18 protein-coding genes are annotated in these 24,861 nt (G+C 50.8%); 3 read left to right on the forward strand and 15 right to left on the reverse strand.

The annotated features are described in order from the left end of the window. Positions 1-74: 74 nt before the first annotated feature. The 4 genes from BN3279_RS07130 to ftsE all read right to left on the reverse strand — a co-directional run bounded on the left by BN3279_RS07130 (position 75) and on the right by ftsE (position 4,558). Positions 75-1,526, reverse strand: a complete 1,452-nt coding sequence (locus BN3279_RS07130) for a S41 family peptidase (protein WP_059049950.1) — start codon at positions 1,524-1,526, stop codon at positions 75-77. A 144-nt stretch (positions 1,527-1,670) separates the two neighbouring features. Further along, positions 1,671-2,888, reverse strand: a complete 1,218-nt coding sequence (locus BN3279_RS07135; protein WP_059049951.1) for a murein hydrolase activator EnvC family protein — start codon at positions 2,886-2,888, stop codon at positions 1,671-1,673. 79 nt (positions 2,889-2,967) lie between these two features. After that, positions 2,968-3,882 carry a permease-like cell division protein FtsX gene (gene ftsX / locus BN3279_RS07140; protein WP_059049952.1) on the reverse strand — a complete coding sequence of 305 codons (915 nt, stop codon included), beginning with the start codon at positions 3,880-3,882 and terminating at the stop codon, positions 2,968-2,970. Continuing rightward, a complete protein-coding gene (gene ftsE, locus BN3279_RS07145; protein WP_059049953.1) occupies positions 3,872-4,558 on the reverse strand; it encodes a cell division ATP-binding protein FtsE in 687 nt (228 codons plus the stop codon). Before ftsE ends, ftsX begins: the two co-directional genes overlap by 11 nt. Positions 4,559-4,780: 222 nt before the next feature. On the opposite strand from ftsE, the gene BN3279_RS07150 reads away from it, so the two are divergent. Beyond that, positions 4,781-6,247: a VanW family protein gene (locus tag BN3279_RS07150; RefSeq protein WP_059049954.1), complete on the forward strand. Its 1,467-nt coding sequence runs from the start codon at positions 4,781-4,783 to the stop codon at positions 6,245-6,247. A gap of 237 nt (positions 6,248-6,484) precedes the next feature. Next, positions 6,485-7,729: a CynX/NimT family MFS transporter gene (locus tag BN3279_RS07155; RefSeq protein WP_059049955.1), complete on the forward strand. Its 1,245-nt coding sequence runs from the start codon at positions 6,485-6,487 to the stop codon at positions 7,727-7,729. 479 nt (positions 7,730-8,208) lie between these two features. Here BN3279_RS07155 and BN3279_RS07160 read toward each other — a convergent pair whose 3' ends face one another. The 8 genes from BN3279_RS07160 to argC all read right to left on the reverse strand — a co-directional run bounded on the left by BN3279_RS07160 (position 8,209) and on the right by argC (position 18,701). Beyond that, positions 8,209-10,209, reverse strand: coding sequence for a methyl-accepting chemotaxis protein (locus BN3279_RS07160; protein WP_059049956.1), 2,001 nt, complete (start codon positions 10,207-10,209; stop codon positions 8,209-8,211). 264 nt (positions 10,210-10,473) lie between these two features. Further along, positions 10,474-11,889, reverse strand: coding sequence for an argininosuccinate lyase (argH, locus tag BN3279_RS07165; protein WP_059049957.1), 1,416 nt, complete (start codon positions 11,887-11,889; stop codon positions 10,474-10,476). Positions 11,890-11,930: 41 nt separating this feature from the next. Next, positions 11,931-13,166, reverse strand: a complete 1,236-nt coding sequence (locus tag BN3279_RS07170; RefSeq protein WP_059049958.1) for an argininosuccinate synthase — start codon at positions 13,164-13,166, stop codon at positions 11,931-11,933. A 20-nt stretch (positions 13,167-13,186) separates the two neighbouring features. After that, the gene (argF, locus tag BN3279_RS07175) at positions 13,187-14,149 is read right to left on the reverse strand and encodes an ornithine carbamoyltransferase (protein WP_059049959.1); all 963 of its coding nucleotides are present in this window, start codon (positions 14,147-14,149) and stop codon (positions 13,187-13,189) included. Positions 14,150-14,152: 3 nt separating this feature from the next. After that, the gene (locus BN3279_RS07180) at positions 14,153-15,415 is read right to left on the reverse strand and encodes an acetylornithine transaminase (protein WP_059049960.1); all 1,263 of its coding nucleotides are present in this window, start codon (positions 15,413-15,415) and stop codon (positions 14,153-14,155) included. 39 nt (positions 15,416-15,454) lie between these two features. After that, positions 15,455-16,294: an acetylglutamate kinase gene (gene argB / locus BN3279_RS07185; protein ID WP_059049961.1), complete on the reverse strand. Its 840-nt coding sequence runs from the start codon at positions 16,292-16,294 to the stop codon at positions 15,455-15,457. 75 nt (positions 16,295-16,369) lie between these two features. Further along, positions 16,370-17,605: a bifunctional glutamate N-acetyltransferase/amino-acid acetyltransferase ArgJ gene (argJ, locus tag BN3279_RS07190; protein WP_059049962.1), complete on the reverse strand. Its 1,236-nt coding sequence runs from the start codon at positions 17,603-17,605 to the stop codon at positions 16,370-16,372. A 43-nt stretch (positions 17,606-17,648) separates the two neighbouring features. Further along, positions 17,649-18,701 (reverse strand): N-acetyl-gamma-glutamyl-phosphate reductase, encoded by a 1,053-nt coding sequence (argC, locus tag BN3279_RS07195; RefSeq protein WP_059049963.1) that lies wholly within the window; start codon positions 18,699-18,701, stop codon positions 17,649-17,651. Positions 18,702-19,133: 432 nt separating this feature from the next. On the opposite strand from argC, the gene BN3279_RS07200 reads away from it, so the two are divergent. Next, on the forward strand, positions 19,134-19,841 hold the full coding sequence (locus BN3279_RS07200) for a PIG-L deacetylase family protein (protein WP_059049964.1): 708 nt from the start codon (positions 19,134-19,136) through the stop codon (positions 19,839-19,841). A 129-nt stretch (positions 19,842-19,970) separates the two neighbouring features. On the opposite strand, the gene BN3279_RS07205 is transcribed toward BN3279_RS07200, so the two are convergent. From BN3279_RS07205 to secA, 3 genes are all read right to left on the reverse strand, one after another. Continuing rightward, positions 19,971-20,855, reverse strand: coding sequence for a YitT family protein (locus BN3279_RS07205; RefSeq protein WP_082672972.1), 885 nt, complete (start codon positions 20,853-20,855; stop codon positions 19,971-19,973). A 98-nt stretch (positions 20,856-20,953) separates the two neighbouring features. Beyond that, positions 20,954-22,064 (reverse strand): peptide chain release factor 2 gene (prfB, locus tag BN3279_RS07210; protein ID WP_148466814.1). Its coding sequence is split into 2 segments (ribosomal slippage): positions 20,954-21,991 and positions 21,993-22,064, totalling 1,110 coding nucleotides; the frame shifts between segments, so codons are not numbered across the junction. Between the two features lie 158 nt (positions 22,065-22,222). Further along, the gene (secA, locus tag BN3279_RS07215) at positions 22,223-24,730 is read right to left on the reverse strand and encodes a preprotein translocase subunit SecA (RefSeq protein ID WP_059049966.1); all 2,508 of its coding nucleotides are present in this window, start codon (positions 24,728-24,730) and stop codon (positions 22,223-22,225) included. Positions 24,731-24,861: the final 131 nt, after the last annotated feature.

Raw genomic sequence — 24,861 nt, forward strand, 5'->3', positions numbered from 1 at the left:
GACGGGTTCATCAGCATCAACTCAAGAAAAAAAGAAGGCCGAAGTTCAGCCTTCTAAATAGAAGAATTCGACGTTTATGAGCCAATCTCCTTCCGTACTTCCTCCACTGCGCGATTTAACTGCACGTCGTTTTTAGGATCACGGATTTGTTCGATGAGACTGCTCTCCAGTGCTTCTGCGGTCTTCGCATCCAAGACGCCGGATGGCTCAATCTTCTCTACCACCTGGAACTTCTTCAACGCGCTTTCCGTATGTCTGTCGAAATAACCATCCTTCCGGCCAGGCTGATAGCCAAGACCATCCAGCATCGTTTGGGCACTCTTGATATCCTCGCCCAGCATATCATACTGATAGGTCTTCTCTTTGTTAATCGGTGCCACTGTAAAATAGTCTGGTTGCGATACCACAACGTCTGGCTGAATTCCTTTCTGATGAATCCATTCTCCGTCTGGCGTCAACCATTTCGCTACTGTGATCTTCAGCAAGCTGCCATCACCCATTTCCCGACCGTAGCTCGATTGCACTGTTCCCTTACCATAGGTAGCTTCCCCAACTAACTTGGCTCCCGCCGATTGCTGGAGCGCACCGGCCAGTATCTCTGATGCACTGGCACTCCCCTTGTTCGTCACTACGACGATCGGGTAGTTCTTGCCCTCGCCGTTGGAAGTGGTTTGTTGGCGCTGCTTGTTCTTGTTCTCTACCTGCACAATAACTTTGCCTTTAGGCACGAACATTTCTGACATGGCCTCAACAACGTCAAGCACGCCACCCGGATTATTCCGCACGTCAATGACCAGGCCCTTCAACCCTTGCTGCTCCAGCGAATCCAGCTCTTTCTTGAACCGTTCCACGGTATTCATCGAGAATTCCGTAATCTCAAGTACGCCTACACCGCCGCTTTCCATCTTCGCATATACGGTCTCCAGCGCAATATCATCACGCTTGATATTAAACTCCAGCGGAGTCGCTGAGCCATTACGTTTGACCTTCACCTTCGCTACTGTACCTTTGGGACCACGAATTTTAGCTACGGCTTCATTCAGGCCAAGCCCTTCCAATGACTCTCCGTTAACCGCCAGCAGGATATCTTTGGGCTGGATGCCCGCTTTCTCCGCAGGGGAACCCTTAATAGGAGAAACCACAACCACATTGCCATTCTCCAATGATACCTCAGCCCCAATCCCCGTGAACGAACCTTCGATCTGTTCCGAGAATTGCTGCGCCGTGTCCGGAGCCATATAAGAAGAGAACGGGTCTTCCAATGCGTCCATCATTCCGTCGATGGCACCATTAACCAACTTTGTCCGATCTACATCTTCTACATAATTATTTTGTACAAGCTCCAGTGCCGTCTCGATCTTCCGAATATCTTCCTTTGCCCCGGAACTGGCCGTATCGGCAAAAATCCCGCTGCGTAGCGGACCCGATCCAGCGAAGCTCCATTCTCCTGTAAAAGTCAATGTCAGTACACAACTGACCAGCATAGTCACGACCACAAGCAAGGCCACTGTACGCCCCTTAAACATCGATGAATTCACCGCCTCTGATGATGGAATCTGAACGTCCCATAGTATATGTCCAGCTAATGAGAAATATTTACAACCGGAAAAACGGATAGTCCAACCCTTGGCCAGGGTGGGTATCCGTTTTTCGAACACAGCATTATTTTATTACAAATACGGCATAGGGTCTACTGGGTTACCATTAATACGCACTTCAAAGTGAAGATGTGGGCCCGTTGAGTTACCGGTGCTGCCTACTTCGGCGATCTTCTCGCCCCTCTTCACTTGCTGGCCCTTCTCGACCTTAATTCCGCCATTGCGAATATGGCCGTAAAGCGTCCAGACATCGTCACCATGGTCGATAATGACCGTATTTCCGTAACCACTCCACCATTCGGCGACGATAACAACACCGCCCTCTGCCGCATGAATATCCGTACCCTGAGGAGCCGCCATATCAACACCGGTATGCTTCTTCTTCACTCCGGTAATTGGGTGGACACGCGTCCCGTAATTCGAGGAAAGCCGAGCGCCACTGACAGGCACACTCATCGATCCGCCATTTCCTTTGAAGCCTCCAGAACCGGTGGAACTCTTCTTATACGTATACACCTGAGCAGCCTTAAGCTTATTCTTTTCCTTCTCCAAAGCCGCACGTTTGGTTGCCAGCTCGATGAGCAGAGCTTCCTGCTCTTCACTGATTTCTTCAGATTGCTCAATTTCTTCACTATACTTCGCGATAAGCTGCTGCTTCTCTACCTCTTTCGCTTCAAGCTGGCTCTTATGGGATTCAGCATCGGCATAGAGCCCCTTGACCTTCGCATAATCCTGCTCCAACTGCTGCTGCTGCTGCACAATCAATTCCTTGTCGTGCTTATGTTCCTCCAGCAATACATGGTCCTGATCGGCAATGGCCTGTAAGGAATCGGCACGCTCCAGGAAATCTGTAAAGCTCGTGGAGGATAAGAGCACATCCAGATAGGATACCGCTCCATCCGTATACATCAACCGAATACGGGAATCGAGCAAGTGAGAACGTTCCGCGATTCTCGCCTTCGTCTCGTCCAATTTCTCGGCCGTTACGCGCAGGTCCTGCTCCGTGTTCTCGATATCCAGCGCAATTTGACTCAATTGGTTGCTTACGGCATCAATCTGTACGAGCAATTCGTTCAAATAGTTCGTGTTCTTGTTCACGTAGTGCTGAGCTTCTTGCTTCTGGTTAGCTGCATTTTCCTGCTGCTGCTTCGCTTGCTTGGCTTGTTCCTGGAGTTGCTTCAGTTCTTTGTCGATTTGGCTAATGGTTTTCGTTTTTGCCGTACCTTCCGCAGGCTGAAAGATCAGAGCGGCCACGGCAACTGCTGCGATTACGGATACCCATTTTCTCAACTTCGTTTCCCCATCCTTCTCTTAGAGGCCCCTCACAGAACCTCATCATAATCAACAAAACAGACTCATTCTCCCTCAACTACACCTTCAAGAACTTACGAATAGACATGGTGCTGCCCCAAACTCCGATCAACAATCCCAGTCCCACCAGCAGGCCGCCCAATTCCAAGCCTACCTCGCTAATGGGAACCAGTTGAATCGCTATAGTAATGTCTGCGCTCACCGACTGAACCAATTGATTGTAGCCGACAAACAGGACAGCTACGGTAATTAAAGAGCCGATCAAGCCGATCATCGCTCCCTCTATAAAAAACGGCCCCCGGATAAATGCATTGGTTGCTCCTACCAGCTTCATAATTCCAATCTCGCGGCGACGGGCCAGAATCGTGACCCGAATCGTATTGGAGATTAAAAACATGGCCATCAAGGCTAGTCCTGCCACAAAGGCAAAACCAATGTTGCGAATCGCCCGGGTAACCTTAAACAACTTCTCCACCGTACCTTGACCATAATTAACCTTGTAAAGAGGCTTGTCTTCGTACTTATTATTTAAGGCCGATATTTTGTCCGCTACTTGAGGTGCCGTAGTAGGCTCTACAACCTTGACCTCAAACGTATCAGGGATCGGATTGGTCTCTTCGTCATACCCTTCCAGCAGGTCCTTACCTTCATCCCCCAGCTTCTCCCTGAAATCCTTCAGGCCTTCAGCTTTGGGAATCAGTCTAACCTGACTAACTTCCTCCATGGCGGCAATGTCATTGTGGAGCTGATCAATCATGGTCTGCGAGACGCCAGAGCTCAGATAAGCCTTAAGCTGCACCTGACTATCCGCGTCATCCGCAAAGGAATTTACATTGAGAACAAGTAAAGAAAATACACCTAAAATGAATAACGAGACAATAATGGAAGTGACCGAGGCCACCGACATCCAGCCATTGCGAAATACGCTCTTAGCGCCCTCTCGCAAATGACGCAAGAGGGTACTAATGCTCATAGCCGTAATCCCCTCTCAACTGGTCTCGCACGATATTGCCATGTTCAATCGCGATAACGCGTTTGCGCATGGTATTGACGATTTCTTTGTTATGAGTAGCCATGACGATCGTCGTTCCCCGGAAATTGATCTCATCCAGCAGTTGCATAATGCCCCACGAGGTCTCGGGGTCGAGGTTACCAGTAGGCTCGTCCGCAATAATGACAGACGGATTATTGACAATGGCCCGAGCGATAGCCACACGCTGCTGCTCTCCCCCGGAGAGCTGGGATGGATCACGATTGGCTTTATTCTTAAGCCCGACCAGGTCGAGCACTTCCATAACACGTTTCTTAATGACCTTCTTGGGCGCCTCGATAACTTCCAGCGCAAAGGCCACGTTCTCATAAGCCGACAGCTTGGGAAGCAAGCGGAAATCCTGAAATATAACTCCGATATTTCGACGCACATAAGGGATTTTTCGAGGCTTGAGCTTGCCAATATTAAATCCGTTAACGGAAATCTGCCCCTTCGTAGGCACTTCCTCCCGGTATATAAGCTTCATAAATGTCGATTTCCCTGCACCTGAGGGCCCGACCAGATATACGAATTCATTACGATCAATTTTGACTGAAACGCCTTTAAGGGCGTGGGTTCCATTCGTGTATGTCTTCCAGACATCTTGCATTTCTATCAATTCATCACGTCCTAAATCTATTAGATGACCCTATCATACTTTCGACACGTTCCCGCCAAATCCTTTAAAAGACGAGCAAATTCATGACCGTCCGATTTTCATTGTAACAAATATGTTACTTTTTGAGTACCTGAAAGTTTTCGAAATTGGAACATATATATGATGGTACAGGCTGGCTTCCTTGCTGGAAGCCGTATATTCCGCCATTTTAGGGAGGCTGCGATGCGTAAGAAATATTGGATTGCACTCATTGCCAGTGCTGTAATCCTAAGTCTAGCGATGTTCGGAGCACTATATATGTATGCCGCGCGGGATACACTCCCACCCGGCGTTACCATAGCCGGCGTAGAGCTTGGGCGAATGTCACCGGAGGAAGCTCTGAAGAAGCTGGAGCAGGAACTGACAGCTCTTGGGCAAAAAAAGGTCATTTTTACCGCAGGAGATTATGTTCAGTCTCTAACCTGGTCAGAAGCTGGAATATTGTTTCAGGCCCCAGGGTTTGGCGAGGAAATGGATGTCCTTACCCATGGGAGTCTATGGCAACGGGCACAGGTACGCAGACAGTTCGCTCGTACCTGGCCGCTTCATGCCTCCTTCGATTCTGCGGCGTTAAAGCTGATCTTCTCGGCAGAGTGGGAAACGGGGCAATTCGGCAACCCCGTTAATGCAGTAAGGACTATTACGACAGACGATCAAATTCGCTATTCCCCAGGCACCTCCGCTCAACGCATCCACTGGGAAGAGCTCAAAACGAGCTTACCGCTGCAGCTTGCCAAGGAATTAAAGCGTATAGAGCAGGCACAAGCAGATAATGGTGTAAGGATACCGTTCTCAAAGGGGCTGACTCCACTCACTCTCGCGTTGCCTCTCAAGGCAGTCTCTCCCGAGGTCACGATTGAATCCTTAAAGAAAGAAGGCATTCGCCGTAAAATCGTTCAATTCTCTACTCGTCTGCTCTCTAGCGGAACAGGACGTGTGCACAATATCGATTCGGCAGCCCGAAGCATTGACGGCATTGTGCTGGAACCAAACGGTATCTTTGATTATGGGGAGGCCGTGGAATATGCCGAGAAGACCTATGGCTTTCGCGAGGCACCGGTCATTTTCGGAGGCAAGCTCGTTCCCGGGGTCGGGGGTGGCATCTGTCAGGTGTCCAGTACCCTTTACAACGCAGCAGTCCGGGCAGGGCTGGACATTATTGAACGTCGCAACCACTCGTTGCCTGTCAGCTATTTACCAAAAGGGCAGGATGCAACTTTTGCCAAGGGGTACATTAACTTTCGTTTCCAGAATACCACCGGCCAACATCTGCTCATTCGAGCGGAAGTGAAGGACCGGATACTGACCGTGAAGTTATTTGGCGATATGCCGGAGAATATAAGCTATACCATGGAATCGAAGACGACTAAAACATTGCCCGCCCCCAATAAATATGTCGCTAATCCTTCATTACCAGAGGGAGGGCGTCAGGTGCTTATTCCTGGAAAACAGGGGTATGTCGTTGAGACGTACCGTGTGAAGCGCGTGAATGGAAATCCGGTGGAGCGTACCCGTCTCTCGCGGGATACCTATCCTGCACAGCCTACCGTCATTGCTGTCCACCAATCGGATGGTTCCGGGAAGAAATCGTCGCAACAACCTCGTCGCCAACTATTAGAGGATGGCGTTACGGGGCCGAATTTTCGCTAATATTTCAAACTGATTATTTCCCCGGAAATTGTCTGTTTTGCTCAGATAAAATCTGCAAAATAAATATATGCTTCTTCCTTCTCCCACCTTATCGCAGGTGTAGTCGTCATTTGCCGATTCTTGCCGCCTTGCTGTATACTTGAGCAGCAGTTGGTCCCATGATCGATGGGCTAAGCAAGTCAGGCTTAGCTGAATCGTTAATTGTTGGCGACATTCTAAGGAGGCGCTTCTTTTCTCATGCATAAAACGATTGCTTCACCAATTAGTGAATCACGCACCGTCTCGGCTCCATTGCTGATTACAGCTATCTTGTTAACCGCAGCCGCCTTGCGTTCCCCTATTACCGGGGTTGGCTCTATCATTGGCGAAATCGAGGCCACTACCGGCCTATCTCATACTTTATCCGGTTTACTGACTACCTTACCATTACTGGCCTTTGCCGTGTTTGCACTAACTGCCCCCGGACTTGCCGCCAAGCTTGGAACGGAGCGAACCTTGTTCTATTGCCTGCTTCTGATGACCGGCGGCATTCTCATTCGCTCCTTGCCCTCCATCTCGGCGCTTTTTGCTGGAACGGCATTAATAGGGATAGGCATTGCGGTATGTAACGTCTTGTTGCCTGGTCTCATTAAGCACAACTTTCCGCTACGGGTTGGATTAATGACTAGTCTATTTACTTCATCCCTGAATTTGTGGGCTGCTATATCCTCGGGAATCAGCGTTCCCCTCGCACAGTCACCACTGGGTTGGAGAGGGATGCTGGCAAGTTGGGCGCTATTAACGGCAATTGCAGCTTTTCTCTGGTTGCCAATGTTGCTGCAACGCCGTACCGGAGCATATGGTACAAGCTCCGAGACAAGCGGGCCGTCTGCTCCAGCAAATACAACCAGCCCGGTTCGGATAGGGAGTGTCTGGCGCTCTCCTGTAGCCTGGATGGTCACGATCTTTATGGGTTCTCAATCCATCATGTTCTATATCAGCATTTCATGGCTGCCGGACATCCTGCATGAACAAGGCATGAGTGCAGCTCAGGCTGGCTGGATGCTGTCATTGATGCAGATGGTTAGCATGGTAGGCTCCTTCCTGATGCCGCTCATCGCTGTACGCACCCACAACCAAAAACTGCTCACCGCGGTCTCAGCGGCCTTCTTCCTGCTCGGATTCGGCGGAATTTGGCTCGCCCCGACTTCATTAGCTCCCCTCTTCATCATTTTGATCGGGAGCGGCTCGGGCGCAACGTTCAGTCTGGTCATTGTCTTCTTCTCGTTGCGTTCACGTACCGCGCAGCAGGCCAACCAGCTATCCGGCATGGCTCAATCTGTCGGTTACCTGCTGGCTGCCGTCGGGCCAACTTTGCTTGGATTTATCCACGACCAGAGTGGTAGCTGGAACACGCCATTAGCTGTCGTCATCGGCCTCTCGTTGCTCACAATTGTATTTGGCTATGCTGCTGGCCGGAGAGGATTTGTGGACGACAAGTAGGGACTTGTTGAATATTGAAGCCCCTTGAAGCCCAATCCCCGTAGTACGGCTGTTCAGAATGCTTGCAGACTACTCGGGGATATGGGATACGAAACACGGGATGCGCGGGATGTGGGATACGGAATACGGAATACGGGCTGCGCGATATGGGATGCAGTATACGGGTGTGAAAACCTAGCTCCCCCGTCTATCTAACGGGAAATCCTCCATATAAAACTTGATCCACCCCTTGGTTGCCCACCATTATAGGGAATTCCTCACTATAATTTTGCCTATAACGTCTGAATTGTACCTAAACCGCAAATTTATAGGGAGCTTTTCCCGCTAAGTACCGTAAAACAGCTTATTTGTGCAAATTAGCAGGAGGAATTCCTGCTAATGTTCATTCAGCATCCAGAGAAGGTGTACCGCACCTCTCTGCTGAACTCACAATAGACAGGGCCCCTCCATTTTACGGAGGGGCCCTGTCTATTCTTTTATTACAATTTAAAACGCTCAATTTGCGTATGCATGTCGGTTGCCATACGGGAAAGTCCTTCCGACGCAGAGGAGATTTCCTCCATGGAAGCAAGCTGCTCTTGGGTAGCTGCCGTAACGCCTTGGAAGCTTTCCTGGCTCTTCGCTGATGTCACCGCAATCTGTTCGACGGATTGAGCAATTTCATCCGCACTGGCTGACATCTGCTCGGTAATAGCCGATACTTCGTGAATTTGCTCGGAAATTCGCTGGGTGGAGAGTTCTATCTCCTGAAAAGCTTGCTGGGCTGCCTCTGTAACCGCAATGCCCCGCTCCACGTTAGCGTTCACTTCCTGATCCATCACCTCATAGGCTCTTCCAGCCATCTCGGTCATTTGTCCAATATGATGCTGGATCATTTCCGCCGTTTCCCCTGATTGCTCCGCAAGCTTCCGCACTTCTCCGGCTACCACGGCAAATCCTCGTCCTTCCTCACCGGCCCGCGCTGCTTCAATAGCTGCATTCAGTGCCAGCAGATTCGTCTGGCCAGCAATATTAGAGATCGCGCTACTCATTCCAGCGACCTGCAAGCTCAGCTCATTCATCTTCTCCATTAACTCGGCAGATTGCCGCGTGGATTGGCGAATTTGTTCCATTTGAGCACCGACCTCCGTCACTCGGTCACTCCCTCGCTTGACATCAGCCACCGTCTGAGCAGACGACTCGACGATCGTCCCGGAGGCTTCGGCGATTTTACGAATTCCTGCCGACATGTCCTCCATCGTTCTTGCGCTTTCCGCCGATGCCCCGGCTTGATGTTCCGCATTGTTGGAGGCCTCTTGGACAAGTTCGACGACATATTCTACCGCCTTGGCATTTTGCTCCGTCCCTGCGGTAAGCTCTTCACTGGATACGGCCAGTTGGCTCGCTGTTTCAGCCATCTCCTGCACCATAGTACGTAAGGAGGCCAGCATGTTGTTATAATTAGTTGCAAGTTGCCCAATTTCATCCCTGCGCTTGCTCTCCACATCCCCATTCAGTTCCCCTTCGCTGACTCGCTGGGCAGAATGGTTCAGTTGCTCGATAGGCTTTGTAATTCTGCGAACGACAAAGTAAATGATGCTTCCAGCTATCAGTAAAGATACAGCAAGCACTAATATGGAAAACTGGAAGATGGGCCATGAAGCTTCTTTGAACTCTCCCACATTCAGCACGCCCACGACCTTCAGACCTGTAAGCTCATTAGTCACGAAAAAGCCATTATGCTCTACCCCTGTCAGCGGATCAACATAGTCAATAAACCCGGATTGGTCTTGTTGAATTTGAGCGAGGTGCTCTCCTTTGCTCTCTTCCCCAAGCGCAAGCGTTGGATGGGATACGTAACTACTCGTGCGGTCCAGAATGTACACATACCCATGTTCACCTAAGGTAATATGGCTGACCTCTTCATTTAATACAGCCAGATCAATAGCTACGGTAAGCGCCCCTTGGTGATCCTTAAGCGCCCGGCTAATAAATAAATTGTAGTTCCCGCTTGTAGCTGATTTGAACGGGTCAATGATAACCGTTTCCTCTGGGCTCTCTAAAGACGCTTTATACCAATCCCGTTCGCGAGGGTCATATTCCTGATTACCGGGATCGGGAGATTTCATCCAGGCACCATTCTGATTGCCTACGACGGCAATTTCCAGTTCAGGATGCTTCTCCACGAACAAATCAAGCAATTCCCGAACCTCCGGCGATTTGCTGTCTACCTGAGCCGCATCTATTTCCATAGCCAATTGCTCCACATTGCGCACGCCAGCCTCTACAATATGCGTAAGCGAATTATTTAGCAAAGCAACACTGGACTGTGTACTGTCATTCATTCGGTCCTGTAATTGCTCTGTCGCCCGCCAATAACTTGAATAAGCAATCAACAGATTAGGAAGGACCAGCAACACGGTAAAAATAAGCATCATACGGTTACGTAACCCCATACTCCCCAATCGGTGCTTCAATCTGGATACATCCCACTTTTTCATTTTACCTCTCCCCTTCTTACAAATGACTTGAAGCTCCTATTGTCCACCACACTTCCAGGGCCCTTAGCACTAATCCAAACGATCTAGCAAGTGTTGATATAACATATATTTCGACATTTTACGACGATTCCTTTATTATTTTCTGAAATTTCTGTGTAATTTCGTGTAAATTTTAGGTAAACTAACGTTGTTTTCATAAGGGGAACATAAAAAAAGAGATAGACCCTTTGCTCATTAAGGATCTATCTCTTCTATCTGAATGGCCTATTTGCTGCGCTCTGCGTATTCCTCGGTCCAGACCCGGCCGCTCGCCAGCTTGGCCTCAGCACGCTCAATCGCTGCACTCACCTGTCCGCTGGCCGTACCACCGTATACATTCCGGGCGTTAACAACCGATTCCGGTTGCAGCACTTGATAAATGGTATCGTCAAACAGCGGTGAGAATTGTTTGAATTCATCAAGCGTCAAATCCAGCAGATACTTGTCGTTTTGAATACAGTACAGGACAGTTTTGCCAATGACCTCATGTGCTTGCCGGAAAGGCAACCCCTTGTTCGCCAGAAAATCTGCGATATCCGTCGCATTGGAGAAGTCCTTGTTCACGGCTTCGCGCATCCGCTCCTTGTTCACCTTCATCGTAGCGATCATCGGTCCGAACAATTGCAGCGCCCCTTGCAAGGTGGCTACGGTATCGAACATGCCTTCCTTGTCCTCTTGCATGTCCTTGTTATAGGCCAGCGGTAACGACTTCAATACGGTGAGCAAGCCCATCAAATTACCGTATACCCGGCCTGTCTTGCCCCGGACAAGCTCCGGAACATCAGGGTTCTTCTTCTGCGGCATGATGCTGCTCCCGGTACAGAAGGCATCATCCAGCTCGACAAAACGGAACTCCGTACTGCTCCACAGCACAAGCTCCTCGCTAAGCCTGGAGAGGTGCATCATCAGAATGGACGCATCGGCCAGAAACTCAAGGATGAAATCACGATCGCTGACCGCATCCAGGCTGTTCTCATAGACCGCATCGAAATGCAATTGCTCCGCCACAAAATGGCGGTCAATCGGGAAAGTGGTGCCTGCCAGCGCCCCAGCGCCCAGCGGCAGTACATTGATACGCTTGTAGCTATCCTGCAAACGTTCGATGTCCCGCCCAAACATCGAGACATAGGCCAGCAGATGATGCGCGAACAAAATGGGCTGAGCCCGTTGCAGATGGGTATAGCCGGGAACAATCGTGTCGAGATTGGCCTTGGCCTGCGTGAGTAAGGACTCTTGCAGGTTTTGCAGCAGCCCCACAAATTCAACGACCCGCTTGCGCAAGTATAAATGCATGTCCGTCGCAACCTGGTCATTCCGGCTGCGTCCAGTGTGCAGCTTGCCTCCAACAGAACCAACCTCGTCGATCAGTTGCTTCTCAATGTTCATATGGATATCTTCGTCGGCTACGGAATATTCCAGCTCGCCGCGTTCAATTTTGTGCAGGACGGCATGCAGGCCTTCCTTAATGGTCTCTACATCCTCTTCCGGCAGGATGCCGCATTTGCCCAGCATGGTGACATGGGCCAGACTCCCCTGCACATCCTCTTCCGCCAGCGTCTTGTCAAATCCAATCGAAGCGGTATATTCTTCGACTAAACGGTTGGTATGCTTCGTAAAGCGTCCACCCCACAGCTTGCTCACATGACCCACTCCTTTTTGATACCGGTTCTTATCTCTTCGATTTATTTCTTGTTTTGGGCAACGCCCGCACTTACCTTCAAACGCAAGGCATTCAAATGGATAAAGCCAGTCGCATCCCCTTGATCATAAGCTTGCGTTGGATCGGCTTCCATCGTGGCAATATCAGGGTTGTACAAGCTGACCGGGCTCTTCACGCCCGCTGCGATAATATTCCCCTTGTACAGCTTCACTCGTACCGTACCGGTCACATTCTGCTGACTCTCCGTCACTAACGCTTGCAGGGTCAGGCGCTCCGGCGCGAACCAGAAGCCATTGTATACTAGCGTGCTGTAACGGGTAATCAAGCTATCACGTAGATTCATGACCTCGCGGTCCATGGTCAGCGATTCCATCTTCCGGTGGGCCGTGAACAAAATCGTCCCCCCCGGTGTCTCATAAACGCCCCGGCTCTTCATGCCTACAAAACGGTTCTCGACCATGTCTACCCGCCCGATGCCGTGCTTGCCGCCCAGTTCGTTCAGCTTCTCCATAACAGCCAGCGGACTCAGCGACTCCCCATTAATGGCTACACAATCACCCTTATCAAATTCCAATTCCACATATTCCGGCTCATTTGGCGCATCTTCTGGCGAGACGCTAAGCAGGTACATGTCTTTGTTCTCCGGAGCGGAGGCATCAAACCACGGATCTTCCAACATGCCACTTTCATAACTGATATGCAGCAGATTGCGGTCCATAGAGTAAGGCTTTGCTGCGGAAGCGGTGACCGGAATACCATTTGCTTCTGCGTAAGCAATCATTTCGGCCCGTCCCGGGAATTGTTGGCGGAATTCATCCAAGCGCCAAGGAGCAATAACGGCGATCTCTGGAGCCAGCGCTGCCGCTGCCAGTTCAAAACGCACCTGGTCGTTTCCTTTGCCGGTAGCCCCGTGAGCAATAGCTGTTGCGCCTTCAGCACGAGCAATATCCACCATCCGCTTGGCAATCAGCGGACGTGCGATGCTGGTTCCGAGCAAATATTGCCCTTCATAGAGCGCCCCTGACTGGAACATGGGATAAATGAAATCCTTGGCAAACTCGTCACGCAGGTCATCGATATATACCTTCGATGCGCCCGTGGCCAGCGCTTTCTCCTCCAGCCCATCGAGTTCCTCTTTCTGGCCGATATCAGCGGTAAACGCAATAATTTCTGCATCGTAGGTTTCTTTTAGCCATTTCAAAATGACAGACGTATCCAGTCCCCCGGAATAAGCCAGTACAATCTTTTCCTTTGCCATATTGGTGCTCCTCCTCTAAATTATCCGATTAAAGCGGCCATCAACGCTTTTTGCGCATGTAACCGGTTCTCTGCTTGATCAAAAATAATCGAATGTTTGCCATCAATGACGCCTTCGCTGACTTCCTCGCCGCGATGGGCAGGCAGACAATGCATGAACACATAATCGGGCTTCGCATGCTGCGCCAATTCCTCGTCGACCTGATAGTCCTTAAAGGCCGCCTCACGCGCCTTCTGCTCAGCCTCAAAGCCCATGCTGGCCCAAACGTCCGTGTAGATCGCATCCGCATCCCGCACAGCAGCCTTAGGGTCGCGAACGACCTCAATAATCGCTCCCGTCTCTTTGGCGATCTCTCTGGCTTCCGCTACGACCTGCGGGTCCGGCTCATACCCTTCCGGACTGGCTACCGATACATGCACACCCAGCTTCGCTCCACCAAGCATCAGGGAGTGGGCCATGTTGTTGCCATCTCCGATGTAGGCCAGCTTCAAACCTTTTAACGTACCCTTATATTCGTATAAGGTCTGATAGTCGGCAAGTACCTGACACGGATGCGCCTGATCGCTCAGTCCATTAATGACCGGCACCGTAGCGTACCGGGCCAAATCCACGACTTTATCGTGACCGAAGGTACGAATCATGATACCGTCTAGATACCGGGACATCACCCCTGCTGTATCCGCAATTGTCTCGCCTCGTCCAAGCTGGATATCATTTTTGCTAAGGAAGAGAGCATGTCCGCCCAATTGATAGGTGCCCACTTCAAAAGATACCCGTGTCCGCGTGGAGGATTTTTCGAAGATCAAACCCACGGTTTTCCCTTTGAGCGGCTCGTAGACCTCCCCTTGCTTCTGCTTCCGCTTGAGTTCCACAGCCAAATCAATCAAGTAATGAATCTCATCGGTTGTATAATCGGTCAGTTCAACTAAATCGCGTCCCTTTAAGTCAATGGTACTCTGCTTTGCTTGCTCCAGCAATCCCATTCTTCAGTTCCCCTTCCCGGAAATATGTGCGGCAATAATCTCCGCCAAAATGGCCACAGCCTGGTCAATTTCTTCCTTCGTTACCTTCAGGTTCGGCAATAGCCGGATGACATTTGGCCCCGCCGTGACGAACAGCAATCCCCGCTCCTGCCCAAGCAGCACAATCTCTCCAACCGGAGCAACACATTCTATACCGATCAGAAGCCCCAGACCGCGAACCTCCTGCACAAACGGCTCATCTTTAAAGGTCTCCTGCAAGACGGCCTTCAAGTAGTTCCCCTGCTCGGCCACCTGTTCAGGAATATGCTCCTCCTCCATCGTCTCAAGCGTAGCGATAATCGCTGTCGACACGACCGGGTTACCCCCGAAGGTGGACGCATGGCTGCCCGGTGAGAAAGCTTCACGCAAATACTCCTTGGCAAGCATGGCGCCTGCCGGCAAACCGCTGGCAATCCCTTTGGCTGATGTGAAAATGTCCGGCTCAATCCCGTAATGCTGATGTGCAAACCATTTTCCCGTACGGCCCATGCCGGTCTGTACCTCGTCCACAATCAGCAGCAGCTCCTGCTGCTCGCATATAGCTGCCAGTTCCTCCACGAAGGCCGGTTCAACCGGATAAACGCCGCCCTCCGCCTGAACCATCTCCAGCATAATTCCGGCCGTTTGCGGGCCAATGGCAGCCTTCAAGGCTTCCATATCATATAAAGGCACAGTCACGAAACCTGCTGGCAACGGCAGAAAACCGTCCTTCACCTTCTGCTGCCCCGTCGCCGTTAGTGTAGCCAATGTCCGGCCGTGGAACGAATGCTCGAAGGTAATAATCTCATAACGTCCATTATTCTTGATCTTCTGATGATAACGGCGTGCCAGCTTGATGGCTGCCTCATTCGCTTCAGCCCCACTATTGCAGAAGAATACAGCGTCTGCACAGCTAACCTCCGTCAGCTTCCGTGCCGCCACCTCCTGCTGCGGAATATGAAACAAATTACTGACATGCCACAGCTCATCCAATTGCGCCTTCACCTTAGCTGCAACCTTCTCCGGGGCGTGGCCCAGATTGGCCACCGCCAGCCCACTCATAAAATCAAGGTATTGCTTGCCCTTGGCATCCCATAGCAAGCTGCCTTTGCCCTTGACCAATTGAATTGGATAACGGGCATAGCTGGGGAAGAGGGCACTTGCGCCCCCCGCTTCCGTTAAGGAGGCCGCTCCCGTACCGTTTGCCGCGCCTGTCGCTGCTTCTTTCACATCACTTTGTTGTGTCATCGCTGGCTCCACTCCCATCTATCACCTAAGATTATGCTGCTACATCATGCGTACAATTTTTGTTCCGATCCCTTCACCGGCCAGTACCTTGCCCAGCACTCCTGGCTCGCTGCCATCTACAATTACGACCTCATTCACCTTGCCGCTGATGCAGGCTACTGCCGCCCGTACTTTCGGAATCATGCCTCCGTAGATTTCTCCGGTCAAAATCATATCCTCGATCTGCTGTACCGTCACGGACGAAAGTACCTTTTTCTCTTCGCCTACCGTCTTTAAAATTCCTGGTACATCCGTTACCACGATCATCTGGGCTACGCCTAGTGCGGAAGCTACCGCTCCCGCCGCCGTATCCGCATTGATATTGTAGCGTTGGCCGCTGGCTCCGATTCCTACCGGAGCAATGATTGGCATATATCCCAGTTCGACCACGCCCCCGATCAGCTCAGCATTGACATGGGTCACCTCACCAACAAGCCCCACTTCTTTATGGTTGGCTACCGGTTTGGCTTGCAGGAGACCTCCGTCTGTGCCCGACAAGCCCAAGGCCTTGCCGCCAGCTTGCGAGATACGTCTTACGATAGCTTTATTGATATTCCCGGCCAGCACCATCTCAACGACATCCAGCACTTCCTCTGTCGTATAGCGCAACCCGCCGACAAATTTACTTTCAATTCCGAGCTTGCCCAGGTTATCCGAAATAGCTGGCCCTCCGCCGTGTACAATCACTGGTTGAATACCCGATTGCTGTAGCTTGACGAGATCGCCAAAAAAGGATTCCGGCAGTTCCGCAAGCGTACTGCCCCCACACTTCATCACAAATCGCTGCCCTCCCGGAAGCGGCTTGGCTGGAATTTGTTCGTTATTCAGCGCAGTAGTCATCGGTCATCCACAACTCCTTTATACAAATAATATTTTCAAGCGTGGTATTCCATCTTGATGTGCATCACAAATCTATTAAGTTCGATAAGCCGCATTGATGCGGACATAGTCATACGTTAGGTCGCAGCCCCAGGCCGTGGCTGTACCGTTGCCGTGATGCAGATCAACGGAAATAACTACCGTATCTCCTTGCAAGTAAGCCAAAGCTTGCTCTTCGTCAAAAGGAATTGGTCGTGATCCGGTCAGCACCACAATCTCGCCTAACCTGATATCCACCGTCTCCGGATTAACCGGCTGGCCTGCCCGGCCAACCGCCGCAATGATCCGGCCCCAGTTCGCGTCGGCTCCGAACACGGCCGATTTGACCAAGCTTGAGCCGACGACGGTCTTGGCAATGGCTTGAGCGGAGAAGTCACTAACGGCCCCGGTGACCGTTACCTCCACCAATCGTGTAGCCCCTTCGCCATCGCGGGCAATCATCTGAGCCAGCGTCTGGCATACATGACGAAATGCGGCGGAGAAGGCATCCCAATCGGCGTGGGCCGGGGAAAGTTCGTCATTGCCCGCAAGCCCACTCGCCATAGTTAACAGCATGTCGTTAGTGCTCGTATCTCCATCCACGGTAATCATGTTGAAGGTGACATTTGTTGTTTGGCCGAGCAGTTCTTGCAATGACTGCGCGTTAATAGCCGCGTCGGTTGTCACGAATGCCAACATCGTCGCCATGTTCGGGTGTATCATGCCCGAGCCCTTGGCTGCTCCCGCAATCGTCACCTCACGCCCGTTCACATCAAGCTTCACGCAGATCTCCTTCTTCACCAGGTCCGTGGTGAGAATGGCCTGACAGAACTGTTCTGCTCCCTCTGATTGGGCATCCAAAGCGGCAGGCAACCCGGTAATGCCTTCATACACGCGATCCATCGGCAATAGCTCCCCGATTACCCCCGTAGAAGCAACCGCCACCTCTTGCTCACCTAGCCCGAACGCCTTCGCAGCCGCAGCACGCATCGCATAGGCGTCTTCTTCCCCTTGCACTCCTGTGCAGGCATTGGCATTACCGCTATTCACGACTACGGCACGCAACCGCTGTCCTCCACTCACAATGCTATCCCGCGTCACCTTAAGTGGTGCCGCCTGAAATACATTGGTTGTATATACTGCAGCCGCTACCGCAGGTACCTCGCATACAATTGCACCAAGGTCATTACGTGAAGTTTTTTTCAACCCACAATGCAGTCCACCTGCACTAAATCCTTTCGGAGAGGTTACGCCCCCCGCCGACTCAACGCTAAATAACCGAACCACTCCCATTGCTGTTCTCCTTTCGCACTCGCTCCATGTATATTATATCCACCTAAGGATATACAGGCGTTAATTGCAGGCCCGCCGCTTCATCCCAGCCCATCATGAGGTTCAGGTTCTGAATGGCCTGGCCCGCGGCACCCTTGACGATATTATCAATTACCGAAATGATTGTAAGACGTCCCGTACGCGAATCGGCGGCAAACCCGATGTCACAATAGTTGGAGCCGAATACTTCCTTAGTGGCTGGCCATTTACCGTTCTCCCGGATGCGTACAAAGGGATGACCGGCATAATACTGACGGTACAGCCCAATCAGATCTTCCTCCGTGTAGGCCCCCTGTAGCTCCGCATACATCGTGCTCATGATCCCCCGCGTCATCGGGGCTAAATGGGTGGTAAACGTCACGGTCACCGGTTCGCCAGCAACCTGGGTCAGCACCTGCTCAATTTCCGGAATATGCTGATGTTTGTTCACTTTATACACTTTCATATTTTCATTGATTTCCGCATAATGCGTCGTCAAGTTAGCTCCTCGTCCCGCACCGGACACACCGGATTTGGCATCAATAATAATACTTCGCCCCTTGATCCATCCTGCGCTCAGTGCTGGAATTAAGCCCAGCAGCGTAGCGGTCGGGTAGCAACCCGGATTAGAAATCAGGTTCTTGCCCCGAACGTCTTCGCCATAAATTTCGGCCAAGCCATAAACAGCCTCTTCCAGCAGTTCAGGTGCCGGTGCTTCATGCTTATACCAAGCCTCGTAAACCGCTCCGTCCTTAATACGGAAATCCCCGGAAAGGTCGATGACTTTGAGTCCTACTTCCAGCAGTTCAGGTACCAGCTTCCCGCTGACCCCCGATGGGGTTGCCGTAAACACAACATCTGCCTTCTCAGCAATCTCTTGCGGGTTCACGCCGTCCAAAGGCTGGACCACAATGTCCGAGAGATGAGGAAAGCTATCCGTCAAGCGTTCGCCCGCACTGGATGCGGATATTACAGAGGTAATCTCCACATGCGGATGTCCCCCTAAAAAACGAATCAGTTCCACGCCTCCATAGCCCGTAGAACCGACGATTGCTACTCTTATCTTGTTTTCGTTCAATCTGGCCAACCTCACTTTCTAGCAACTTGTTCACCACGCTTCTATGAAGCTATGAACAATCCATTTGTATAATCCGTCATAAATATGTATTATTATACGACTACACTTATATAAATACAACCGCTTGAGCAAAAAATTACACGACTGTGTCAGGCTTTGCCTCTCGCCCCACCTTGCTATCTTAACTATAAGATGATGTTCAAAAAGTTGTCTTTCCAAGACGACGCTGTTCAAGGAATGGATTCGACATCGAATCTTGAATTCAACCGGGCCTTCCGGTGCTCACGTACCCACTACGTACGCTCCACTCCTCAGTCCCTAGCTTCATCCAACCTTCTCGGTCCTGGAAACCCGACTTTTTGAACTTACACTATAAGCCTGACTTACAGTATAGTTAATGAAGAATCACCATCATGAAGGAGGAATTAATTCATGACTTTAACCAACAGGACGGTTGCCTTTATCTATGCTCACCCGGATGATGAGACCTTCGGATGTTCCTATCTAATTCGGCAAATCGCCGATGAAGGCGGGCGCCCCATACTGCTGACAACCACGCGTGGTGATGCTGGTAAGACAGGACATTTAGACCCTATGAACGAGGATGAGCTAGCCACCCTAAGAGAGTTTGAATTGGAGAAAGCCGTGGGCATCCTGGGTATTTCTACTGCCGAGCAACTGGGAATGAAGGATGGCAAGCTGGATGAGGTAGATGCTGACTTGTTACGGGAGAAGATTGCCGATTTTTTGCGTGAGCATCAGGCCGATATTGTCGTGACCTTTCCAGAGGATGGCATTTCGGGACACCGGGACCATATCGTCCTTCACCATGTGGTTAAGGACATTGTCACGAGTGGCCAAGCCCCCTCCGTGCAAAAATTGTACTACAACCTATTTGCTCCCCTGGCTTCAGAGCGCCCCGGCGTACTGCGCATTGAGGGTCGTCATCGGTGGGAGATCAAACGTCAGGCGCTGGAAGCTCACGAATCGCAAGTGTTCAGCGTAGAACGGGTATTCGGCAAGCTGGGACCCGAGGTTCCACCGGATCATCATCATGAGTTCTTCGAGCTTGCCTGGGAGCGTGGCAACTCGTATCCGCAGAAAACGGAGCGTTCCATCTACGATGATTTGATCGTTTAGAGTTGTAACGAACCTGAGCGAGCCTGCGGCTGGTATGGCGCCATACTTATTTAGGATAGTGGCGTTTATGCAAAAAAACTCCTCTATCTCGCGAGCAGACAAGCTCTCGCTGAGATAGAGGAGTTTCTTTTACTCACGTTTGAAGCCCTCGCCGAGTACCTCATGAGCATTGGTGATGATGACGAAGGCGGTCGGGTCCAGACTCTGCACCAGCGTCTTTAGCCGCGTTACCTCACTCTGACCAACAACGACCATCAGTACCGTGCGATCATCCCCGGTATAGCCACCCCGCCCATCCAGCTTGGTCAAGCCCCGGTCCAACTGAGAGAGCACAGCTTGGGAAATATCCTCGGTCCGCTCTGCAATGATGTAGGCTACCTTGGTATAGTTGAAGCCAAGCTCGATGAAGTCGATCATTTTCCCTGTAATGTATAGACCGATCAGAGCGTACAGCGCCTTCTCCGGCGATAGCAGGAAGCCTGCCATCGTAATGACGATCCCATCCATGAGCACTACGCACATCGATAAGCTCAAGCCACTGTATTTCTGGATAATTTGCGCCAGGGTGGATAAGCCCCCGGTTGAGCCCCGCCCCCGAAAGACAATACCCAATCCAAAGCCAACCCCGATTCCACCGTACAGCGAAGCCAGCAAAGGGTCTGTTGTCGGTAGGGGGATATCCTTGGTCAAAAATACAAACAACGGCAAAATGACCGTTCCCAGCAGGGAGCGAATCGAATAATCACGTCCCAGCAGCAGAAATCCTGCTACGAATAACGGAATATTTAACGCCCATTGGGTGTAGGCCGGTTCAATCCCAAAAATAGATTGTACGATAATGGAAAGCCCGGACACCCCTCCGGAGGCAATATCATTGGGCACCAGGAACAGGTTGAAGGCCAGCGCCGTAATCAGGGACCCTGCAATGATCATGATTGTATCTAATGTATGCCTGACCGGGCCTGTCACCGGAAAATATTGTTGAAGTCTACGTCTGCGAACCTTGGGTGGCACTAGGGCTCCTCCTTTAATAAAATCACGACAAAACCCACCCGGGACAACAGCCTCAGCCAAGGTGGGTTTTGCTCCTGATCGACGGGATGTCCGTCTGTCTAGCTTTCTGTCCGAATTTGACTACGCAGATATCCGTCAATGAAGGCATCCAGATCCCCATCCATCACGGCACCTACATTACCGGTCTCCACAGAAGTTCGGTGATCCTTCACCATGCTGTAAGGATGGAACACATAGGAGCGAATTTGGCTACCCCAGGCAATGTCGGATTGCTCACCGCGGATTTCGTCCAACTGCTTCTGTTGCTCTTCGATCTTGCGCTCGTACAGCTTGGAACGAAGCATGGTCATCGACCGTTCCCGGTTCTTGATCTGGGAGCGCTCGTTCTGACACGTCACCACGATACCGGTAGGAATATGCGTAATCCGCACAGCCGAGTCGGTCGTGTTAATATGCTGACCACCTGCGCCGCTGGCGCGGTACGTATCAATCTTCAAGTCCTCGGTACGAATATCTACTTCGACATCATCGCTGATCTCCGGCACGACATCGCAGGAGACAAACGAGGTGTGTCGCCGTCCTGATGCATCAAAGGGGGAAATCCGTACCAGCCGATGAACCCCTTTCTCCGTCTTCAGGTACCCATAGGCGTTGTATCCCTTGATCAACAGCGTAACACTCTTAATTCCCGCCTCATCACCTGGCAGATAGTCCAGCGTTTCCACCTTGAAGCCACGCTTCTCAGCCCACCGGGTATACATGCGCAGCAGCATTTGGCCCCAATCCTGGGACTCCGTGCCTCCCGCGCCGGGATGCAGTTCCAGAATGGCATTCATTTTATCGTAAGGCTGATTCAACAGCAGTTGCAGTTCAAAATCCTCAAGCTTCTTCACCAGCCCGGCAACTGAACCGCCAATCTCCTCGGCTAACGCTTCGTCGCCTTCCTCTTCGGCCAGTTCAATCATCATTTCCAGCTCGTCGTATTCATTCTGCAAGGCTGTGTACTGGTCCACCGACGATTTGACCCCGTTCATTTCCGCAATCAGGGCCTGGGCTTTGTCGTTATCGTCCCAAAAGTCGGGAGCCGCCATTTTCTCCTCATAGTTAGCGATCATCTCTTGCTTAAGATCTAAGTCAAAGAGACCCCCTAAGGTTTGATAATTTCTTGGCTACTTCACGCATGTCGTGCTTGATGTTAGGATCGATCATATACTATCACCCTTCTTTAGTAAGGTTTGGTGCTGAAAACCTGACTTTTGAACATACATTTTAAATTAATTTCATTTGTTCTTTACGGGCAAAAACGGGCGATCCAAGGAAATCCTTGAATCCCCCGCCTCTCCCTGGCCTACTAGCTGAGCATAATGCTAAGCGTTCTGGCCGTGGCAATGCTTGTATTTCTTCCCGCTACCACATGGGCACAGGTCGTTGCGTCCGATTTGGTCGCCGCGTTTGACAGGGCGTTTCTCGGCTGGCTCGCCACTGGTAGAGATTTTATCTTCGTCCACCACTGCTTGGCGCTCCTGGTTCGTTTCGACTTGAGCTTTCATAATATATGTGGCAACTTCCTCTTGGATGCTGGCAACCATGTTGTTAAACATTTCATAACCTTCGAATTGGTATTCACGCAGCGGATCGGTTCCGCCGTAAGCCCGCAAGTGAATCCCTTGACGCAGTTGGTCCATAGCATCGATGTGGTCCATCCATTTGCTATCTACAGCCCGCAAAGCGATAACTTTCTCGAACTCACGCACCATTTCCGGTCCAATCGCTTCTTCACGCGTATCATATTTGGTCATGACACGATTAAAGATGAATTCCACCATGTCGGCAGGCTCTTTACCCCACAGGTCGTCCTTCGTGATTGCACCTTCGTCCAGCAGCTTGGTGTTGATGTATTCAGCAACATCCTGCAGCTCCCAGTTCTCCGGCAACTCATCCGCGGTGTGAGCTTCAACTACCCGCTCAATAACCGGCTTGATCATATCGATGATAATTTGCTTGATATTTTCAGATTCCAATAATTCGCGACGTTGTTTGTAGATAATCTCCCGCTGTTGGTTCATCACATCGTCATATTGCAATACGACTTTCCGGAGATCGAAGTTATTACCTTCAACCCGTTTCTGAGCAGATTCAATAGCACGGGTGATCATCTTGCTCTCAATCGGCTGATCCTCATCAAAGCCAAGACGCTCCATCATGCCCATCACGTTATCTGCACCAAAACGCTTCATTAATTCATCGCCTAGCGACAGATAGAACTGGGTAGAACCCGGGTCCCCTTGACGACCAGCACGACCACGCAACTGGTTATCGATCCGCCGTGATTCATGGCGTTCTGTACCAATAATATGCAGACCACCCAAAGAGGATACACCATCGCCAAGCAAAATGTCAGTACCACGACCCGCCATATTAGTGGCGATAGTCACAGCCCCTGGCTCACCCGCACGAGAAATGATCTCAGCTTCTTCCGCGTGGTATTTCGCGTTGAGCACTTTATGCGGCACGCCCTTGCGCTTCAGCATTTCCGCTACTAGCTCAGAGTTCTCAATGGAAATGGTACCCACCAGGACCGGTTGATTGTTCTTATGCCGCTTGACGATTTCTTCGACAACGGCTCTGAATTTGCCCTCAACACTCTTGTAAACGACATCCGCCATATCAGCACGTTGATTAGGACGGTTGGTTGGAACCTGCAATACTTCCAAGCCATAAATTTTCTTAAACTCTTCTTCCTCTGTCTTCGCCGTACCGGTCATCCCGGCCAGCTTGCGATACATCCGGAAGTAGTTCTGGAACGTAATCGTTGCCAGTGTCATGCTCTCATTTTGAACCTCAATGCCTTCCTTGGCTTCGATCGCCTGATGCAATCCGTCGCTATATCGACGGCCCGCCATCAAACGGCCCGTAAATTCATCAACGATCATAACCTCGTCATCAGTTACGACATAGTCAACATCCCGACGCATAATGACGTTCGCCTTGAGCGCTTGGACTACGTGGTGATTGAGTGTTACATGCTTATGATCATATAAGTTATCGATGCCGAAAGCACGTTCCGCTTTGGCGACCCCTTTTTCGGTCAGCGATACGGCTTTGACTTTAATATCTACAGTGAAGTCCTCTTCCGCTGTCAATTGCTTAACAAAACGGTCCGCAGCATAATACAACTGGGTTGACTTCTGTGCTTGCCCGGAAATAATCAGTGGCGTCCGCGCCTCATCAATGAGAATGGAGTCCACTTCGTCAATGATACAGAAATAAAGTGGCCGCTGTACCATCTGTTCCTTATAAAGCACCATATTATCGCGCAGGTAATCAAACCCGAATTCGTTATTCGTACCATACGTAATATCGCAAGCATAAGCCTCTTGCTTGTCTTCATGCTCCATGCCGTTCAGGTTAACTCCAACCGTCATGCCGAGAAAGTTATAAATCTGGCCCATCTGCTCGCTGTCGCGTTGTGCCAAATAATCATTGACGGTAACGACGTGAACGCCTTTACCCAAGAGCGCATTCAAATAAACCGGGAGGGTTCCGACCAATGTTTTCCCTTCACCGGTTTTCATCTCGGCAATACGTCCTTCATGCAAGGCCATACCCCCGACTAATTGCACGTCGAAATGACGCATACTCAGCGTTCTCTTAGAGGCTTCTCTTACCGTGGCAAATGCCTCGGGTAGCAGTTCTTCTAATGTTTCTCCCTTTTCGACTCTTTCCCGAAATTCCACGGTTTTGGCTTTCAGTTGCTCGTCCGAAAGTGCCTCGAATTGCGGCTCTAGTGAGTTAATATAATCTACCGTCTTCATCAGACGTTTGACATCACGCTCGTTCGTGTCGCCAAAGATTTTCTTTACTAATCCCAGCATGGTTTACCCCTTTCACGCATAAACAGATGATTTGCCTAAATTGTAACAGTTTGCAGGACATGCCGCAACACGCTCTATCACGTCTCTACCACGTTAAAGCGACTTTGTATACGAATAAAGAGCCTTATCCG

The sequence above is a fragment of the Paenibacillus senegalimassiliensis genome (assembly GCF_001486585.1).
Classification (GTDB): Bacteria; Bacillota; Bacilli; order Paenibacillales; family Paenibacillaceae; genus Fontibacillus; species Fontibacillus senegalimassiliensis.

What these genes read in the sequence shown, in the direction of transcription:
- BN3279_RS07130 (WP_059049950.1), bottom strand. Translation starts at nt 1,526, where the DNA reads ATGTTTAAGGGGCGTACAGTGGCCTTGCTTGTGGTCGTGACTATGCTG.
- ftsX (WP_059049952.1), bottom strand. Translation starts at nt 3,882, where the DNA reads ATGAGCATTAGTACCCTCTTGCGTCATTTGCGAGAGGGCGCTAAGAGC.
- BN3279_RS07150 (WP_059049954.1), top strand. Translation starts at nt 4,781, where the DNA reads ATGCGTAAGAAATATTGGATTGCACTCATTGCCAGTGCTGTAATCCTA.
- BN3279_RS07155 (WP_059049955.1), top strand. Translation starts at nt 6,485, where the DNA reads ATGCATAAAACGATTGCTTCACCAATTAGTGAATCACGCACCGTCTCG.
- BN3279_RS07160 (WP_059049956.1), bottom strand. Translation starts at nt 10,209, where the DNA reads ATGAAAAAGTGGGATGTATCCAGATTGAAGCACCGATTGGGGAGTATG.
- BN3279_RS07170 (WP_059049958.1), bottom strand. Translation starts at nt 13,166, where the DNA reads ATGGCAAAGGAAAAGATTGTACTGGCTTATTCCGGGGGACTGGATACG.
- argF (WP_059049959.1), bottom strand. Translation starts at nt 14,149, where the DNA reads ATGGGATTGCTGGAGCAAGCAAAGCAGAGTACCATTGACTTAAAGGGA.
- BN3279_RS07180 (WP_059049960.1), bottom strand. Translation starts at nt 15,415, where the DNA reads ATGACACAACAAAGTGATGTGAAAGAAGCAGCGACAGGCGCGGCAAAC.
- argB (WP_059049961.1), bottom strand. Translation starts at nt 16,294, where the DNA reads ATGACTACTGCGCTGAATAACGAACAAATTCCAGCCAAGCCGCTTCCG.
- argJ (WP_059049962.1), bottom strand. Translation starts at nt 17,605, where the DNA reads ATGGGAGTGGTTCGGTTATTTAGCGTTGAGTCGGCGGGGGGCGTAACC.
- BN3279_RS07200 (WP_059049964.1), top strand. Translation starts at nt 19,134, where the DNA reads ATGACTTTAACCAACAGGACGGTTGCCTTTATCTATGCTCACCCGGAT.
- secA (WP_059049966.1), bottom strand. Translation starts at nt 24,730, where the DNA reads ATGCTGGGATTAGTAAAGAAAATCTTTGGCGACACGAACGAGCGTGAT.